15 protein-coding genes are annotated in these 18,868 nt (G+C 34.5%); 5 read left to right on the forward strand and 10 right to left on the reverse strand.

Annotated elements, in window-relative coordinates:
* Positions 1-49: 49 nt before the first annotated feature.
* The 8 genes from IEV63_RS07085 to hemF all read right to left on the reverse strand — a co-directional run bounded on the left by IEV63_RS07085 (position 50) and on the right by hemF (position 10,235).
* Positions 50-583 carry a thioredoxin family protein gene (locus IEV63_RS07085; protein ID WP_188406099.1) on the reverse strand — a complete coding sequence of 178 codons (534 nt, stop codon included), beginning with the start codon at positions 581-583 and terminating at the stop codon, positions 50-52.
* 46 nt (positions 584-629) lie between these two features.
* Positions 630-2,732 (reverse strand): peptide MFS transporter, encoded by a 2,103-nt coding sequence (locus tag IEV63_RS07090; protein ID WP_188406100.1) that lies wholly within the window; start codon positions 2,730-2,732, stop codon positions 630-632.
* Positions 2,733-3,021: 289 nt separating this feature from the next.
* On the reverse strand, positions 3,022-4,956 hold the full coding sequence (locus tag IEV63_RS07095; protein ID WP_188406101.1) for a peptide MFS transporter: 1,935 nt from the start codon (positions 4,954-4,956) through the stop codon (positions 3,022-3,024).
* A gap of 24 nt (positions 4,957-4,980) precedes the next feature.
* The gene (locus IEV63_RS07100; protein WP_188406102.1) at positions 4,981-5,187 is read right to left on the reverse strand and encodes a hypothetical protein; all 207 of its coding nucleotides are present in this window, start codon (positions 5,185-5,187) and stop codon (positions 4,981-4,983) included.
* Entirely contained in the window at positions 5,187-7,361 is a 2,175-nt protein-coding gene (locus IEV63_RS07105; RefSeq protein ID WP_188406103.1) for a S9 family peptidase, read from the reverse strand. Before IEV63_RS07105 ends, IEV63_RS07100 begins: the two co-directional genes overlap by 1 nt.
* Positions 7,362-7,554: 193 nt before the next feature.
* The gene (rfbD, locus tag IEV63_RS07110) at positions 7,555-8,409 is read right to left on the reverse strand and encodes a dTDP-4-dehydrorhamnose reductase (RefSeq protein WP_188406104.1); all 855 of its coding nucleotides are present in this window, start codon (positions 8,407-8,409) and stop codon (positions 7,555-7,557) included.
* A 32-nt stretch (positions 8,410-8,441) separates the two neighbouring features.
* A complete protein-coding gene (rfbA, locus tag IEV63_RS07115) occupies positions 8,442-9,296 on the reverse strand; it encodes a glucose-1-phosphate thymidylyltransferase RfbA (RefSeq protein ID WP_188406105.1) in 855 nt (284 codons plus the stop codon).
* Between the two features lie 39 nt (positions 9,297-9,335).
* A complete protein-coding gene (gene hemF / locus IEV63_RS07120) occupies positions 9,336-10,235 on the reverse strand; it encodes an oxygen-dependent coproporphyrinogen oxidase (protein ID WP_188406106.1) in 900 nt (299 codons plus the stop codon).
* Between the two features lie 138 nt (positions 10,236-10,373).
* Between hemF and IEV63_RS07125 the strand changes: the two genes are divergently transcribed.
* Positions 10,374-11,516: a cystathionine gamma-synthase gene (locus IEV63_RS07125; protein ID WP_188406107.1), complete on the forward strand. Its 1,143-nt coding sequence runs from the start codon at positions 10,374-10,376 to the stop codon at positions 11,514-11,516.
* A gap of 74 nt (positions 11,517-11,590) precedes the next feature.
* On the opposite strand, the gene IEV63_RS07130 is transcribed toward IEV63_RS07125, so the two are convergent.
* On the reverse strand, positions 11,591-12,403 hold the full coding sequence (locus IEV63_RS07130; RefSeq protein WP_188406108.1) for a THC0290_0291 family protein: 813 nt from the start codon (positions 12,401-12,403) through the stop codon (positions 11,591-11,593).
* Positions 12,404-12,645: 242 nt separating this feature from the next.
* On the opposite strand from IEV63_RS07130, the gene gdhA reads away from it, so the two are divergent.
* The 3 genes from gdhA (at position 12,646) to recO (ending at position 17,113) form a co-directional block, all read left to right on the forward strand.
* Positions 12,646-13,989 (forward strand): NADP-specific glutamate dehydrogenase, encoded by a 1,344-nt coding sequence (gene gdhA / locus IEV63_RS07135; RefSeq protein WP_188406109.1) that lies wholly within the window; start codon positions 12,646-12,648, stop codon positions 13,987-13,989.
* Between the two features lie 101 nt (positions 13,990-14,090).
* A complete protein-coding gene (gene porZ, locus IEV63_RS07140) occupies positions 14,091-16,391 on the forward strand; it encodes a type IX secretion system anionic LPS delivery protein PorZ (protein ID WP_188406110.1) in 2,301 nt (766 codons plus the stop codon).
* Entirely contained in the window at positions 16,391-17,113 is a 723-nt protein-coding gene (gene recO, locus IEV63_RS07145) for a DNA repair protein RecO (RefSeq protein WP_188406111.1), read from the forward strand. Before porZ ends, recO begins: the two co-directional genes overlap by 1 nt.
* Here the strand turns inward: recO and IEV63_RS07150 are convergent.
* Positions 17,103-17,792 carry a head GIN domain-containing protein gene (locus tag IEV63_RS07150; RefSeq protein ID WP_188406112.1) on the reverse strand — a complete coding sequence of 230 codons (690 nt, stop codon included), beginning with the start codon at positions 17,790-17,792 and terminating at the stop codon, positions 17,103-17,105. The genes recO and IEV63_RS07150 overlap by 11 nt on opposite strands.
* Before the next feature lie 198 nt (positions 17,793-17,990).
* Here IEV63_RS07150 and IEV63_RS07155 point away from each other — a divergent pair, with 198 nt between their 5' ends.
* A complete protein-coding gene (locus IEV63_RS07155) occupies positions 17,991-18,752 on the forward strand; it encodes a UDP-2,3-diacylglucosamine diphosphatase (protein ID WP_188406113.1) in 762 nt (253 codons plus the stop codon).
* The last annotated feature ends 116 nt before the right edge of the window (positions 18,753-18,868 follow it).

The raw sequence follows: 18,868 nt of genomic DNA on the forward strand, positions 1-18,868 counted from the left end.
GCTTTGCAAGGATTTTTTATAATTTACAATTACGATGTATTTAAATAGCTTAAAAAGTAGGCTCGAATTTTTGTTGATATTTTTGCCAAGCTTCTTCGGTGGTTAATTCTTTATAATCATCGTTCACCATCATTTTTAAGTACAACTCTAATTGTTGAGGTGTTTTATAACCAACCACAGGAGCAATTACATTTCCTTTTTCATCAAAAAACACCAAGGTTGGATAGGCCGATATTTTTAATGCATTGGCCAAAAAATGTTGCGCATTTCTACCTTTTCTATTGGGGTCGTGGTTAGGATTGGTATATTCAAAATCCTTGTACATAATTTTTTCAGTACCTTCTGCATTAAATTTCACAGGATAAAAATGCTTATTCAAATAAGCTGCTACTTTGGGATGATTCAATGTTTTCTTGTCTAAAGTTTTACAAGGACCGCACCAATCGGTGTAGGCATCCATAAAAATTTTCTTGGGTTTTTTTTCTTGCGCTGCTAGCGCTTCATTCATGCTCATCCAATTTACGTTTTGGGAAAAAACCCCAATGGTATAAAGCATGGCTATTAAGATTACAAAACTTTTCATTTTTAATTGTCTTTATATACTAACGGGTGTAAATTTAAAATAGTACTTACCGAACCCCATGCATTAATTTTTTCAAAAGTGGGTTTAGCACAATAGCAAGCAAACCTAACGCAGCTGGAACTAAGGTAAAAATTAAGAAGAAGGTAGTCATGCTATATTCAGCTGTAATTTTATCGATTTGTCCACCCAAAGTCCCTGCCAATTTGTTGCCAATAGCTATGGCTATATACCAAATACCAAACATCATAGCAATCATCCTTCCTGGCACCAATTTACTAATGTACGAAAGCGCAACAGGCGACAAACACAATTCTCCTAAGGTATGGAACAGGTAGGCTAAAATTAACCAAATAATACTTACGGAAGCTACCTTTGCACCTTGGTCTATTCCTAACGAACCAAAAGCTAAAGCGGCAAAACCCAAACCGAGTAAAATTAAACCTAAGCCATACTTCATCGCTCCAGACGGATTGCGTTTGCTCTCCCACCATTTCGAAAACAGCGGTGCAAACATAATGATGAAAAGCGAATTGAGAATTAAAAACCAGGTAGCTGGAATTTCAATTTCATTTTCTTTAATTTGCTTAATCTCTGCATTTACTATTCCTGTACTTTCTCCTTGTTCTGTGGCTTCTCGAATTCTATTTTCAGTAGCTTCATTTAGGTAAATAAAATTTCCTTTTTTATCTACATCAATTACTTTCATTTTATCTCCAACTTTAAAGTCAATCGGTTCAATAATGGTTACTTCTTTTTGTATAACCTGATCATCAACACTCAACTCAAAATCTTCAGTTATCGGAATTATTTCTTTTTTAATACTTCCTTCTTTATCTACAAGTGGCTTCCCATTTTTATCGAGCATTGTTTTTTCAACCACTTCATAATTGGCAATGTAAGCTGAAGAATTTAAATCGCGATTAATCATCCAAATCACTAATCCCCAAATTAAAATAAAGCTGATTCCCAAGGTAATATTAGCGATAGGATAATTTTTAAAGGTTTGTTTAAAAAGTAAAATCAACACCCAAGTAATAATACCAATAGGAACAACGGTAATAAGAATATTAGCGATTAAGAAAACCGTGTACCAATTTCCAGCCATAATTCGGTCGGTATAATCTTTAGCAAAAATCGTCATTGATCCACCAGCTTGCTCAAAACACGTCCAGAAACAAACAGTAAATAGCGCAAAGAAAATGATAGCTACCATACGGTCGCGTACTTTTGCTGGATAGCGAATAATTCTTAAGAATAAAACCAATAAAAAGGCAAATAAAGCAGTAAGAGCAGTTGCTGTAGATAAATCGGTTTCTCCAAACATTAAAACACTGTTGTTACCAATTATGGAAACCGGGTCGTTAATGATCCAAACCAATCCTAGCACAACGGCAATTCCGATTAGCAGTTTATCTAAAAAGGTAAACGGATTGAGTTTGTCGCCTTTAAACTCTAATTTAGCAGCCTTATCTTCGTCTGATTCGTCTTCTTCTTTAGTGGGTTTTAGTCCTGCTTTGCCAAAAATATTTCTAGCAAAATAAAACTGAAGCATACCGAAAAGCATAAAAATTCCGGCTAGTCCAAAACCAAAACTCCACCCGATTTTTTCGCCTAAATAGCCACAAAGCAAAATTCCTAAAAAAGCCCCTGCATTTACACCCATGTAAAAAATGGTATATGCACCGTCTTTTTTATCGGGATGTTTTTGGTATAGTTCTGAAATAATAGATGTGATATTGGGTTTAAAAAAACCATTCCCAATAATCAACAAAGCAATTCCTAGATACATGAAAAAATGAGCAAATTCTAGAGCCATAGAAGCATGACCAAGTGTCATAATTATTGCTCCAATAACCACAGCTTTTTGGTAGCCCATGTATTTATCGGCTAAATAGCCACCAAGAATAGGTGTTAAATACACCAACGAAGTATACGTTCCATACAATGCTAAAGCGTGTTCGCGGGGCCAATCCCAGCCACCAAGCCCAAACGAACTGACTAAAAATAAAACTAAAATAGCACGCATTCCATAGTAAGAAAAACGCTCCCACATTTCGGTAAAAAACAACACAAAAAGTCCCGCAGGATGCCCTAAAACTTGTGTATCGAAAAAATTAAACGGTTGTTGGTGTTCAAGGTTGGTTTTCATGATTTTTCAATCTTTATTACAAGTTTGCAAAATAAATCATTTTTGTTAATTATCATCATCTTTTGGGCGTGTCCGTTTTCTAAAACGGGACCGGGCTATCCGCTACAAGTCCTCGCTCGTATCTCGCTGTGGGCTTTTCACTTCTATCCCTCACGCGGAACGCTTGATTTTTCTTAAAAAAGTAAATCTTACAAAAGTTAAACCTCACAAGTTTTTAAAATCTGTGGGGTTTGTCTTGTTTTTTCAATTCTTAAGAAGAATAGGTTTAAATTTGCATAACTACAAATACCTACTTTACTTCATCATCGGCTAATTCAAAGCCTTCGGTTTCAAGTCCTTCAATTTCTTTTTCTTCTGCTCCATGGGTTAAGCGTTTTAATGGTTTTAATAACAAAATTACTAAAACACCAAAAGCAACCGTAAAAATTACGATACCAGCGAATGTTTTAAATTCTAAGTCGGTTTGAAACTGGTCTACATCTACACGGCCATAGTAGGCACCTTCTTTAAAATCGAATTTTAAATAGGTAAGTAATGGATTTTCTTGCGTAGGTTTATACTCTTCAATGCGTTCTCTAAGTATATCTTCTGCATTTTTAGATGAAGATACATACGAAAAAACTGAATTTACTTGCTTACCTGTTGCAGCTTCAATAAAGCTTAATTGATTATTAGCATTTATAAACAATTCAGTTTTTATAGTAAATGCCTTGTTTTCTGAAAAGATTTTATCTGAATTTTCAACAAAAGGACTCAGCTTTTCAGGTGAAGCATCTAGCTTAATTTCGATGCGTTCAGCTTGTGAAGATTCGCCTATTACTCCAGCCACCTTATTTCCTAATCCGGTAGCTGCAAAGTAAAGTCCCATCATTAAAGCACCATAACGTAAGGGAGCTAATTTGGTAATGAAGGATAAGGCTACTGGCGAAGCAGAAAGCTCACCAATGGTATGTAATAAATAAGCAAAAACTAGCCAGTACAAAGCTGCTTCTCCGTTATTTTCATATTCCATGGTAGCAAAAACCATAAATACAAAACCCAGTCCCATAATAATTACGCCAACGGCCATTTTAAAGATAGATGAAGCTTCTTTGCCTTTGTTTTTCATCCAAGACCAAAAGAGTGCAACCGGAATACCAAATAAGATGATATAAGTTGGATTTAAAGACTGAAAGAAGGCTGCAGGAATTTCCCAACCGGATTCAATAGAAGGTAAGAATGTTAGAAATTCGGGTATAATGCGGTCTGTTTTTTGTTCTGCATAAATATTCAATAAACCACCAGCCTGTTCAAAAGCGCCCCAAAACACAATTACAATTAAAAAGGAAAGCAATAAAACCACAAAACGATCTTTTTCAACTTTACCTGTTAAGTCTTGGTAAACTGTCATCATAAAACCAACTACAATCGACAAGAAAATGAAGAATACAATATAGGCTGCAACTTCAGTTTCCATTAATTGAATAGGGGCAAATACAGAAACAGCCAAGAGTAAAATTAAAACAACTAAAGTTTTTTTGGTGTTTAACATTTGGCTAAATATTTCACCAATAGACACCGATTGATCTTGCGTGTTGGTTTTGTCTGGAGCGTTTCCTACATGGGCTAAATATTTTTGGCCAAATACATACACCAATTGTCCTAAGACCATGCCAATGGCAGCTAAGCCAAATCCATAGTGCCAACCGTAAGCATTAGCTACAATACCCACTAAAATGGCAGCTGCAGCGGCACCTATGTTTATACCGATATAAAAAATGGAGAAACCTTTATCTCTTCTAGGGTCGCCTTCTTTGTACAAACCACCTACCATAGTAGAGATGTTGGGTTTTAACATACCAACCCCTAAAACAATTAATCCTAAGCCCGTAAAAAACGCCCAATCTTGTTCTATAGAAAGTACGCCATGACCAGCAACCAAAAGCCAACCGCCAATCATAACTGATTTTTTTTGACCTAAAATTTTATCGGCTATAATTCCGCCAGGAATGGACACTACATATACCAACATGGTATACCAACCGTAAATAGCCAAAGCTTTTCCTTCTTCCCAGCCTAAACCAGGATTTGCTGAGCTTACTTTTGCTAACATGTATAAGGTTAAAATGGCGCGCATACCGTAATACGAAAAACGCTCCCATAATTCAGTAAAAAACAAAATATAGAGACCAGTTGGGTGTCCAAAAAGTTCTCTTTTGTGTGGAGGGATTAGGGTTTGGTTCATGATGTATAGCTTATTTTTTATTTTCTAAGTGTCTTTCAAATCTTTATGAATCAACAAAAAGTTGCCTTTGTTTCTTTCTTCGAAGCTCAATTTACCTTTTGGTGGAAATAAGGTATTAATTTTTCTAGATAGCTTCAAAAACTGCATAAAGCGATCTTCACCAGAAAGTTTTAAAAATGCTTCTTGTTGTAACTTTTTACTTTCTTCTTTGGTTTGAAAACAAATTTCCATTATAAGTTTTCTAAAATAAAATCAGTCATTAAATTATATAAATGCAAGCGTGTGTTACCGCCGTAAATACCGTGATTCTTGTCAGGATAAATTCTCCAATCAAATTGTTTGTTGGCTTGTATTAAAGCTTCAATGAGTTGCATTGAGTTTTGTACGTGTACATTATCGTCTCCGCCACCATGAATTAATAAATACTTGCCTTTTAGTTTGTTTACATGGCTTATGGGTGAATTGTTATCGTAACCTGAAGGATTTTCTTGTGGAGTGGTCATGTAACGTTCAGTATAAATGGTGTCGTAAAAACGCCAGCTGGTCACTGGAGCAACGGCAATGGCTGTAGAAAAAACATCATTGGATTGAAAAATAGCATTCGATGCCATAAACCCACCATAACTCCAACCCCAAATACCAATTCGATTAGCATCTATCCAAGGTTTGTTTCCTAAAATTCGAGCGGCTTCGGTTTGGTCTTCTAATTCAAATTTACCCAATTCCTTTTGCGTAATTTTTTTGAAATCTCTTCCTTTATAGCCTGTTCCGCGTCCGTCTACACAAACTACAATATAACCTTTATTAGCAAGCATTTGAAACCAATAATCGTTACTCCCCATAAAGGTGTTGGATACGGATTGAGAGCCTGGACCTGAATATTGATACATGAACAATGGATATTTTTTACTCGCATCAAAATCTGTTGGTTTTACCATCCACATATTGAGTTCATTTCCGTTGACTTCTATGCTTGAAATTTCTTTTTCTGAAAAATCGTACTGACTAATTTTATTTTTCAATTCGTCATTATTTTCTATCAATCGAATTTGATTTCCATTTTTAGCATCATGTAAAGTGTAAACTGGTGGTTGCTCTACATTTTGATAAGTGTTGATAAAGTAAGTGAAATCTGTTGAAAATGAAGCCGAATTTGTACCTTCTAAAGCAGCTAATTCTTTTTTATACTTACCATTAGTTTTTGTAGAATACACTCCACGGTTTACGCTTCCATTTTCGGTAGACTGATAAAATATGCGTTTGGAATCGGCATCGTACCCGTAATAATTGGTTACTTCCCAATTTCCCTGAGTAATTTGATTTCTTAATTTACCGTCTGCATTGTAGTGATAAATATGGTTCCAACCATCTTTCTCACTCGTCCAAATAAAGCTGTTGTCTGCTAAAAAGGTTAAATCAAAATCTACATCTACATAAGCTTCATCTTTTTCAGATAGTACAATTTCAGATTTGTAATTTTCAGTGTCTACAAAATGTAAGTTTATTTCATTTTGGTGTCTATTGGTAGTTTGCACACTTAAAATTTCAGCATCATTTGTCCATTGCAAACGCGGGATATATTCGTATTCGCCTAAATCGATTGCTTTGATTTTATTTGAAGCTACATCGTAAATGTGTAAACTTACTTTGGCGTTGGCTTCACCAGCTTTTGGATATTTAAAAATTTCTTGGCTCGGGTACAAATCGTTGCCATAGGTACCATACATGTCCATAGAAAATTCGGGCACTTCGGTTTCGTCAAAACGGATAAAAGCTAGTTGACTTCCATCTTTATTCCAATCGAATGCACGTACTAGCGAAAACTCTTCTTCGTACACCCAATCCGTAACTCCGTTGATAATTTCGTTTATTTTTCCATCTTCGGTTACCTGAGTGGTTTTATTTGAAGCTAAATCTTTGTAATATAAGTTGTTGTTTAACACAAAAGCAACTTTTTTGCCATCTGGTGAAAAGTGTGGCGACCGAATTACTTCATTAGCAACTGGCGTTAATTTTTTGGAGTTTAAATTGTATACATGATAAATTCCTTTGGTTGATCTTCTAAAAATACGTTGAATTTGATTTCCTAAAAGGACTTTATCTTCATTTTCACTTAATGTGAAAGTTTGAAAAGCATTTAAACCTTCCATCTCATTTGAAGAAAACAAGGTGCGTACTTTTTCTCCAGTTTTATAATTATAAATTTCTACTTTCATTTCTGCAGAAGCGCGATCGTATTCTTGCACAATGTACTCGGTGCCATTGTTTAAAGATTGTAAGGATTGCATGTAATTAGCTCGAAAAGCTCCGCCCCAAATTTCTTCTAAGCTAACTTGTTTTGTTTGAGCAAAAAGAGAACAGGAAACAATAAAAAGAACGTAAAACCAAACTTGTTTTTTGTACATATTTAAAAAATAAATAATTGAAGTTCAATTTTACTAAAAAAAGCTAAAACAACAGCCTTTAAATTGAATTAATCCTAATCGGCTTAAAATTTTGCTTCGAGATTATTTTTAGGTTTACTTCAAACCTTCACGTAAACCATCAATTTGGTGTTAAAAAAATCCACTAAATACCAATGTTATTTAAAAATATCAACTAAAGACTTTGTTGTAAATCTAACAAGCTTTTTTCCCATTCTTTAATTTCATAATTGAAAGCGGACGAAATTTTATTAGTTTGCATCACGCTAAAAGCAGGACGTTTAGCTGGAGTTTTGTAAAAATCAGTAGAAGATAAATTTACGCTGTCTAGTGCATTTGCATTTTTAAAAATAGCTTGTGCAAAATCGAACCAAGTAGCAGCACCAGAATTGCAGAAATGATAAACTCCAAATGCATCATTGTCGGCAGCAATAATCTTCAAAATTACTTTTGCAAGGTCGTTGGCATTGGTTGGGCAACCCACTTGGTCGGTGGTAATTTTCAACTCCATGCCGCTTCCAATTTTGTTGCACATCGATTTATAAAAATTGTGTCCAAATTGAGAATACAACCACGAAGTACGAATTATATAATGTGCTTGAAGTTGTTTTTGTATGGCTTCTTCTCCTGCTAATTTTGATGCTCCGTAAATGTTTATAGGGTCAGTAGCATCGGTTTCCTTATACGGGTTTTTAGCTGCTCCATTAAATACATAATCAGTTGAAATATGGACTAATTTGGCTTCGTACTCGCTACATAATTTCGCGATAGATTCAACCGCTTCTGCATTTACGGCAAAGGCTTTTTCTTTTTCATGTTCAGCTAAGTCAACTTGCGTATAAGCGGCAGCATTGATTACAAATTGGGGTTGGTGTTTTTTAAAAGTTTCAACTAAATTTTCAATTTGGGTAATATTACACTCTTTTGAGCTTAAAAACACGAAGTTATACTTGCTGAAATGTTTTGCCATTTCTTGCAAGCATTGCCCTAATTGTCCATTTGCACCAAAAACGATGATTTTTTCTTGCATAAATTCAGTAAAAGATAGATGCTATTTCTTCGTTATTTAACTTGTATGTTTTTGCCGTAGCCACTTTTCATTAAAGGTTGGATTATTTCTTTTAATTGCGCTTTAGAAATGTATCCCATTTTGTAGGCTGTATGTTCTGGTGAACCGATTTTTAAACCTTGGCGTTCTTCAATAACTTCAACAAATTGGGCAGCTTGCATTAAAGAAGTAAAAGTTCCTGTATCGAGCCAAGCTGTTCCATGGTCTAAAATACTCACGTTTAGTTTGCCATTTTGTAAATAGGCATTGTTAAGGTCGGTAATTTCTAATTCGCCACGATCGCTTGGTTTAATATTTTTAGCAATTTTTACCACATCGTTATCGTAAAAGTAAATTCCGGGTACTGCGTAGTTCGATTTTGGATGTTTGGGTTTTTCTTCGATAGAAAGTACTTTGCCGTTTTCGTCGAAATCTACAACTCCATATCGGCCTGGATCGTGAACGTGGTAGGCGTAAATTATTCCGCCATCGGGATCGTTGTTTTGTTGAAGTAGTTTATCTAATCCTGAACCATAAAAAATATTATCGCCCAAAATTAAAGCTACCTTGTCTTTACCGATAAATTCTTCACCAATAATAAAAGCTTCTGCAAGTCCATTAGGATTTTCCTGCACTGCATATTCAAATTGGCAACCCAATTTAGAGCCGTCGCCGAGTAATTTTTCAAATAAAGGTAAATCTACTGGTGTTGAAATGATTAATATTTCGCGAATTCCAGCAGACATTAGAGTAGAAAGTGGATAATAAATCATCGGTTTATCATACACGGGCATTAATTGTTTGCTTACTGTTAGCGTTAAAGGATGCAGTCGTGTTCCGCTTCCACCAGCCAAAATAATTCCTTTCATATTCGTATAAGATTAATTAGTTACTTCAAATGTATAATTTTAAACCCAATCTTGTGGGTTTTGTAAGATTTTTATCAACTTTTCTTCATCAGCATTTTTTGGCTTGTGGTCGTACTTCCACTGAACATGTGGAGGTAAACTCATTAAAATACTTTCAATTCTGCCGTTGGTTTTAAGTCCAAACAAGGTTCCTTTATCGTGCACTAAATTAAATTCAACATATCTGCCACGGCGTATTTCTTGCCAATTTCGCTGCTCTTTTGTATAGTTTAGTTTTTTTCTTTTTTCAACAATGGGTAAGTAGGCTTCAAGAAATTGATTGCCTACTTGCGTTACAAAGTTGTACCAATCTTTCATGCTTTTGTTTTCTGTTGCTTTGCAATAATCAAAAAATAAGCCTCCAATTCCACGGGCTTCATCGCGATGTGAATTCCAGAAATATTCGTCGCATTTATTCTTATATTTCGGGTAGAAAGATTGGTCGTGTGCATCGCAAGCCTTTTTACACACTTGATGAAAATGCGTAGCATCTTCTTCAAAAATGTAATACGGAGTTAAATCTAAACCCCCGCCAAACCATTGGTCTACGATGTTTTGATTTTGGTCGTACATTTCAAAATATCTAAAATTGGCATGTACGGTAGGTACTAGTGGAGATGTTGGATGTAAAACCAAACTGATGCCGCAGGCAAAAAAATCGCAGTCTTTTACCTTAAAGTAATTTTGCATGGATTGAGGTAAAGCACCATGAACAGCAGAAATATTAACACCACCTTTTTCAAAAACATTTCCATTTTCAATGACGCGAGTTCTGCCTCCACCACCTTCATTTCTTTCCCAAACGTCTTCTTTAAATTTTGCTTTTCCGTCTGATTTTTCGATTGCAGAGGTTATTTCTTCTTGTAATTTTTGTATGTAGGCGTAAAATTCTTTTTTCATTTTTAAATTTTAAACAAATATATCATTCTTTATGCACACCAAAAGAATGACTGCCTAGTGTTAAAGCTATGGTAAAGCATTTTAAATTTGAAGGTCAGCCTTTTTATAAACTTTACATTTGTTACAAAATATTTACTAATGAAATTTAATACAAAAACTATACACGGTGGCCAACATAACATAGATCCAGCTTACGGAGCTGTAATGCCGCCTATTTACCAAACTTCTACTTACTCGCAAACGAGTCCTGGAGCACACAAAGGCTTTGAATATTCTAGAAGTGCTAACCCAACACGAACGGCTTTAGAAAACTCATTAGCCAGTATTGAAAATGGGAAATTTGGACTTGCCTTTGGTTCTGGCCTTGCTGCTATCGATGCCGTTTTAAAATTATTGAAACCTGGAGACGAAGTGATTTCTACTAACGATTTGTATGGTGGGTCGTATCGTTTATTTACTTCTATTTTTGAAGATTTAGGTATAAAGTTTCATTTTGTAGGAATGGAAAATACGAAAGCAGTTGAAGCTAAAATTAACTCCAATACAAAGTTAATTTGGGCAGAAACGCCAACTAATCCTATGATGAATGTAATAGATATTGAAGCTCTAGCTAAGCTATCTAAAAAACACAATTTACTTTTAGCAGTAGACAATACTTTTGCTACTGCCTATTTACAACAACCTTTAAATTTAGGTGCAGATCTTGTAATGCACAGTGCAACTAAGTATTTAGGTGGTCACAGCGATGTAGTTATGGGGTCGCTTGTAGTAAAAGATAAAGCTTTGGCCGATAAGTTATATTTTATTCAAAATGCAAGTGGTGCCATAGCTGGACCTATGGATAGTTTCTTGGTTTTACGTGGAATTAAAACGTTGCATTTGCGTATGCAGCGCCATTCTGAAAATGGAAGAGCAGTTGCTGAATATTTAAATACACACCCAAAAGTTGAAAAAGTTTATTGGCCAGGATTAGAAAATCATCCTAATCATGCAATTGCTAAAAAACAAATGAAAGATTTTGGCGGAATGGTTTCGTTTACCACTAAGGGAAATAATTATGAAGACGCTATCAAATTCACAGAAAAAGTAAAGGTGTTTACCTTAGCAGAATCACTTGGTGGTGTAGAATCTTTGGCAGGCCATCCTGCAAGCATGACGCATGCAAGTATTCCTAAAGAAGAACGAGAAAAAACAGGAGTTGTAGATTCTTTAATTCGTTTAAGTGTTGGAATAGAAGATGAAACCGATTTAATTGAAGACTTAAAACAAGCTTTAGGCTAGGCTTAGTTTATGGTGGATATTATAAAAAAGGCGTGATTTTGTTTAATCACGCCTTTTTTTAAACTATTTAAACCTTAATCAAAATAATAAGCAAAGCCAACTTTTAAGAAAAACATCCAATCGTTGACTTTGTTATTAGGATTTCTAGGATTTAATCCATCTACAAAATCTGAAAAGTAATAATGCCATCTTGCTTCAATAAACAAATCTACATCTTCATTTACACGATAGCGAGTACCTGTTTGAAAGTTTACAGCTGCAGTTAATTCAGAAGAATTTGAAATACGCTCTTTACCTCCGTTTGGACCAGGTAAAAATGTGCCCCAAGTATTTCTAATAGATCCTATTCTACCAGGAAGACTTGTGTCCACTTCTGGATTAAAATAAACTAAGTTAATTCCAAAACCAGCATAAGGTTGAAATATTTCTACTTGGCGTTCGTAGTCGCGTATGGTATTCCAGTTCCAATCTAAACCTGTACCAATTTCGATAACTGTAGCTTTACCAGACATGTTTTCTAGGGTAGGGCCTATTCTTGGATCACTTGGATCTATAGTTTGTTCTAAAAAAGCTTGGGATTCATTTCTAACCCATCTTCCGAAATGGTTTAGGTTAGTTTGGTGTAATGTAAATTGGTTTCTTAATTTAAAATGTTTGTGAAAATATTTGTAAGAGTTTCTACCGTAAGCAAAATTAGCAAAATGAACTGCAGTTACACCAAAGCCGGTGTTTCCTAAGTTTGAACTCGAATCTCCACGCTCGCCCCAATCACCTCTAAAGTTGACGGGCCCAACTCCAAAACCAACTTCATGGTAAACTTGCTGTGCAAAAACTGGTGAATTGAGAAATATAATTAACAGCAGTATGTAATTAAACCTGATTTTCATATTGTTAGTTATCTAGTAAGCAAATATATAAAAACATAGTTAGCAAAGAAATTATTTTTCAAACTTGACCTATAAAAGTAGTTTTTTTGAAAAAATTCTACTTTTTAAATCATAAAAGACTTAATTATTAAGTTTTTTTATTTTGAGCATTTAATAATTTTAGGCTTAAAATCGATTATATTATTGCGATATCTTGAATTATAAATTTTATATTTGTAAAATACTTAAACAAGTTATAAAATATGGAAGTAAACATTAAGTCTTTCTTAGCTAAGGTTGAACAGGCAAATCCGCATCAACCTGAATTTCTTCAAGCGGTAGAAGAAGTTGCAGAAACTATTATTCCGTTTATTGAAGAAAATAAAAAATATCAAAACCATTGTTTGTTAGAACGAATGGTAGAACCTGAACGTGTAATTATGTTCCGAGTAACCTGGATAGACGACCAAGGAAGTATACAGGTAAATCGTGGCTATCGTATTCAAATGAATTCAGCCATTGGTCCATATAAAGGTGGTTTACGGTTTCACCCATCGGTTAATTTAAGTATCTTAAAGTTTTTAGCTTTCGAACAAGTTTTCAAAAATAGTTTAACAACACTTCCAATGGGAGGTGGCAAAGGTGGATCAGACTTCAATCCAAAAGGAAAATCGGATAGTGAAGTGATGCGTTTCTGCCAAAGTTTTATTACAGAATTGTACAGACATATTGGTCCCAATACCGATGTTCCAGCTGGAGATATTGGTGTTGGTGCTCGAGAAGTAGGTTATATGTTTGGTCAATACAAGCGTATACAAAATGAATTTACAGGAATTTTAACTGGCAAAGGCTTGTCTTTCGGTGGTTCTTTAGTTCGCCCTGAAGCCACAGGTTATGGCAATGTATACTTTGCACAATGCATGTTAGAACGTAAAGGAGATAGTTTACAGGGAAAATCTGTATTAATTTCTGGCTCAGGAAACGTTGCTCAGTATGCAGCAGAAAAAGCTACAGAACTAGGTGCTAAAGTTATTACCATGTCAGATTCTAGTGGTTATATAGTAGACCAAGAAGGTATTGATGAAGAGAAGTTGGCATTTATTATGGAAATTAAAAACGAAAGACGTGGTCGAATAAATGAATATGTAGATCAATATCCTAATGCCACTTTCCATGAAGGCAAAACACCTTGGGGAGAAAAAGGCGATATTGCTATGCCTTGTGCTACACAAAATGAATTGTTTAAAGAAGATGCACAAAAACTAGTAGATAATGGTTGTATTTTAGTGGGCGAAGGTGCAAATATGCCTTGTACACCCGATGCAGTTGAAGTATTTCAAAAATCTAAGATTTTATTTTCGCCAGGGAAAGCTTCAAATGCTGGAGGAGTAGCTACTTCTGGTTTAGAAATGTCTCAAAATTCTTTACGTTTAAATTGGCCAGCCGAAAAAGTAGACGACAAATTGAAAACCATTATGAAAGATATTCACGATGCTTGTGTGCAATATGGCCAAACTACCGATGGATATGTAGATTACGTAAAAGGAGCAAATATTGCAGGTTTTGTAAAAGTAGCCGATGCAATGATTGCTCAAGGAGCGGTATAAAATATTTTATTCTAAATACAGTTTAAAAGCTTGGATTCACTTCCAAGCTTTTATTTTTGGTATATATTTGAATAATAATTTTAAATAGCATATATATTTTTATGAAAAAGATTAACTTATTCCTTTTGCTATTTGCCTGCTCATTCAGCATAATTGCTCAAGAGTTTCCGGCATGGCAAGGTCACTTCTCATATTTAAATATCGGTGGTTTATCTCAAGGAAATGGTAAAATAGTGGCATCGGCAGAAAACGCTTTTTTTAATTATGAACCTAATTTAGATTTTACTACTACATTTAATAGTGTTAATGGTTTGTCTGGAAAGGCAATATCAGCCATTCATTATTCTGAAGAATTTGAGTTAACTATTATCGGTTTCGAAAATGGTTTATTGCAAATAGTAAGAGATCATCGTAGCCGCATACTTAACTTTGTAGACATTGTAAACCGAGTAACCATAGCTCCAAACCAAAAACAAATTAATCATATATTAGAGCATAATGGAGTTGCTTATTTGTCAACCGATTTTGGTGTTGTAACTTTTAATTTGTCTAATCGAGAGTTTGGCGACACCTATTTTATTGGGGATGGCGGTACACAGTTGGCGGTTAATCAAACTACCGTTAATAATAATATTATTTATGCTGCAACAAACTTGGGATTGTTTGCAGGAAATTTAAATAACCCAAATCTAATTGATTTTAACAACTGGTTACAGATAGATTCTACTACATTTAGAACCATTACATCTTTTAATAACCAAGTTTTTTTAACTAATTCGGCTAATTCACTTTTTGTTTTAAGCGAGTTAAATAACACACTTAACTTTGTTAATTCATTTAGTACAAACATTCGTGATTTACGCGTTTCTGCAAATCAACTTTTAGTTGTTACTCGCAATCAGGTTTTTTCGTACGATGAGAACTTAAACGAAGAAATCCCTGTTTTTGAAATCGACAACTTAGCGCTAAATCTTAATACAGCTATTGTATTTAATGAAACTTTTTATTTAGCAGATGCTAATTTAGGTTTATTAGAGTTTAACGCGAATTCGGGTATTCCAACAGCAGAATTTTTAAGCCCGAATGGTCCGTTACTTAATCGTGTTTTTAGTTTAGCTGCAAGTACAAATCAGTTATGGGTTACGTATGGAGAATACAACGAACTCTTTAATCCATTTCCTTTAAATACCCGAGGTGTAAGTCATTTAGTTGAAGAAAATTGGACGAACATACAAGCATCTGATTTAGACAATGCAAGGGTGTTAACCCACACGAGCATTGACCCTAATAATCCAAATCGAGCATATATTAGTAGCTATATTGATGGTTTATTGATTGTAGAAAATGAAACATTAGTAACTCGATTAAGTCAAGCTAACTCTGGAATTGAAGGTGTTGGTGGAAATTTAAGCGATAACCGAATTGGAGCTTCTGTCTTTACTCCTAATGGAGATTTATATTTTTCTAATTCCATTACAGAAAACCCACTAAAAAAACTAACCCCAGATGGAAGTGTAGAAACAATTAATTTGTCTTCGGTAATTACCAATCCAACTTCTTTTAGTTCGGCAAAAATTGCTACCGACGCTCAAGGCAATGTATACTTAGGCACTCGTCCTGCTGGAGTTTTAGCTTATCAGCCATCTACCAACACAGCTGGAAGAATTAGCAGTGAAATTACTGGAGTAGATTTTCCAGAAGTAACCAATGCCAACCCTGCTATAAATGCATTAGCCGTAGACAATTCTAACCGTTTATGGATTGGTACTTCAGATGGTTTGCGAGTAATGTTTAATCCCGCTTCTTTGTTTACTTCTAACACAAACATAAATGTATCACCTATTATTATTGTAGAAGACGATGGAGTAGCACAAGAATTGCTTTTTGAACAAGCCATAACCGATATTGTTGTAGATGGCGCAAATAATAAATGGATTGGCACCGCCGATTCTGGAATTTTTCAAGTTTCATCAAATGGGCAAGATGTGTTAAATCAATTCACCATTGCTAATTCACCTTTGCCTAGCAATAATATAACCAGTATAGCAATCGATGGAAGTAATGGAGAAGTTTACATAGGCACAACCAACGGTTTGGTTTCTTTTAATAGTAAAATTACCGATGCCAATGAAGACCTATCCGATGTTCGTGTTTTTCCAAATCCTGTACGGCCTAATTATACAGGCGAAGTTACTGTAGATGGGTTAACCGAAAATGCGAATGTTAAAATAACCGATATTACAGGTAATTTAGTTTTTGAGCAATTTGCTAGTGGCGGGAGTATTCGTTGGGACACTTCTGCTTTCGGAAAACACAAAGTAGCTTCGGGTGTGTACCTTGTGTTAATTACCGGGAGTGACGAAGTAGAAACTGAAGTCAAAAAAATAATGATTGTACGCTAATGTACACTAAAACCCAAGCTTTTGTTATTTCAACAATAAAATATGCGGATGCCGACTTAATTGTAAAATGTTACACCAACAGTCACGGCATGTTAAGTTTTATGCTCAAAGGAATTCGGAAGCAAAAGCGGGGAAAATTAAACGTTTCTTTTTTTCAAGCTTTAAGCTACTTAGACGTAGAATTTACGTACAGAGCGAACAAAAATTTATTGTTTTTTAACGAAGTTCGTGTCCGTGATCCGTTCAATGCACTACAACGTAATATTTATAAATCTACCCTCAGTCTTTTTTTAGCTGAAGTACTTCAAGCCTGTATACAAGAAGAAGAAGCTAACAAAGATCTTTTTTATTTTATTGAAACCAGCTTAACACATTTAAATGAAACTGAAAAGTTTGGACATTTTCATATTTTGTTTTTGCTTCAACTGAGTAAACATTTAGGTTTTTATCCAAATATGGACAAACAAGCTTTTGGTTATTTTAATTTAGTAGACGGAGTTTTTCAACTAAAAGAAACCAATCGGTATTGTTTCTCTGGAAAAGAAATAGAAAATTTAAAATTGTTATTGAAGCATTCTTACAAAACACAAGCTGAACTTAGCTTAAAAAAACATGAACGCACACAATTGTTAGAGTTGCTTTTGCTGTATTTTGAAATTCAAATACAAGGCTTTAAAAAGCCCATGTCTTATCAGGTATTACAAGATGTATTTACTTATTAACGACCACTCGTTTTACAATTCCTCCTAATTTGGTAGTTTCTTCTAAAGAAGCTGGATTTCCAAAAACACTCACTTCTCCACCTGCTATAACGGTTGCTGTACAAGACTCCGAAGCAAAGACCTCGGCTATGCCCTTGTAGCTAATTTCTACATTTGTGGTTTTTGTTTTTAATAATTCACCATAATATTCAGCACCTGTTTTAATAATAACATGTTGCACTTTAGCTTTACCATGTAAACGGATGCTTCCGCCAGTTAAAAGGTATAATTCAAGTTTTTCAACATCAATTTCGGCATCTATACTTGCCATTTCTACGGCTTTCATAGAAATTTTATTTTGATTTATAAGTCCTTTAATTTGTAACTCTGCACTGCTGGTAGCTTCAATCTCTTGTATAGATTTTACATAAATATCTATTTGTGTATCTGAGTTCGAAAACAAATGGTTTAGAGGTAAACTAACGCGTAATTCATCCCTTCTAAACCGCACATCTACTTCTGTTTTGTCTAAGCCGTCAATTACAACTTTATTTTCGTTTGCATTTATATGGATGTTGGCTATAATATTGCTAGAAACCTTTATTTTATTAAAATCTTCTTCAATTTTTTCAATGCGTTTCTGCGCATAAATATGCGTTGAAAAGAGCAAGATAAACAAAAACATAAAAGGCTTACGCATGCCAAAATTATTTGGGTGTAAATGTATTTAATATTTTCAAAGATATCTATAATTTACTGAATAGTATCCTTATAAAGCATTCCTATAAAACTAATTTTCCTTTCTAGATAAGTGTTTTCATAAGTTTTAATAAACAATAGCCATGCCTAATACAAGGTTTTACGCAAAAATGTATATTTGGCGTACTAATAATTCAGCATGAAAATTCCTGAAGGAAAAAAAGTTTACTTTGCGAGCGATAATCACTTAGGTGCGCCTACGCAAAAAGAAAGCTTGGCGCGAGAGAAAAAGTTTGTACGCTGGTTAGCTTCTATAGAAAATGATGCAGCTGCTATTTTTTTATTAGGCGATTTATTCGACTTTTGGTTTGAATATAAACAAGTAGTCCCAAAGGGTTTTGTGCGAATATTAGGGAAATTAGCTCAGCTTACCGATGCAGGAATTCCTATTTATTTTTTTGTTGGAAATCACGATTTGTGGATGCATTCTTATTTTCAAGAAGAATTAAATATTCCTGTTTTTCATCAACCTAAAGTTTTTCAGTTTAACGACAAACAATTTTTTATTGGTCATGGCGACGGCTTAGGCCCACACGACAAAGGGTATAAACGCATGAAAAAAGTTTTTGTGCATCCTTTTTCTAAGTGGCTGTACCGTTGGTTACATCCCGATATTGGCGTTAAATTAGCTAAGCATCTTTCAGTTAAAAACAAATTAATTTCTGGAGACGAAGATGCTAAATTTTTAGGTGAAGAAAACGAATGGCTTGTGCAGTATGCCAAACGTAAATTAGAAAAACAACACTACGATTATTTTTTGTTTGGGCATCGACATTTACCGATGGAAATTCAATTGAATGAAAAGTCGGTTTACATTAATACGGGTGATTGGATTACATATTTTACCTATGCTGTTTTTGATGGTTTAGAACTTAATTTAAAAACCTATAAGGAAACTTAAAAAACACAAATTCTTAATTTATTAGCCTAGTAAGCTTTTTTAATTTGAAGCTCTATTTCTAAAACAGTCTTCATAATAAAACTTTTTTCTATCTACACACCAATTTATTTCGTATT

It is taken from the genome of Psychroflexus salis, assembly GCF_014640175.1.
GTDB classification, from domain to species: Bacteria; Bacteroidota; Bacteroidia; order Flavobacteriales; family Flavobacteriaceae; genus Psychroflexus; species Psychroflexus salis.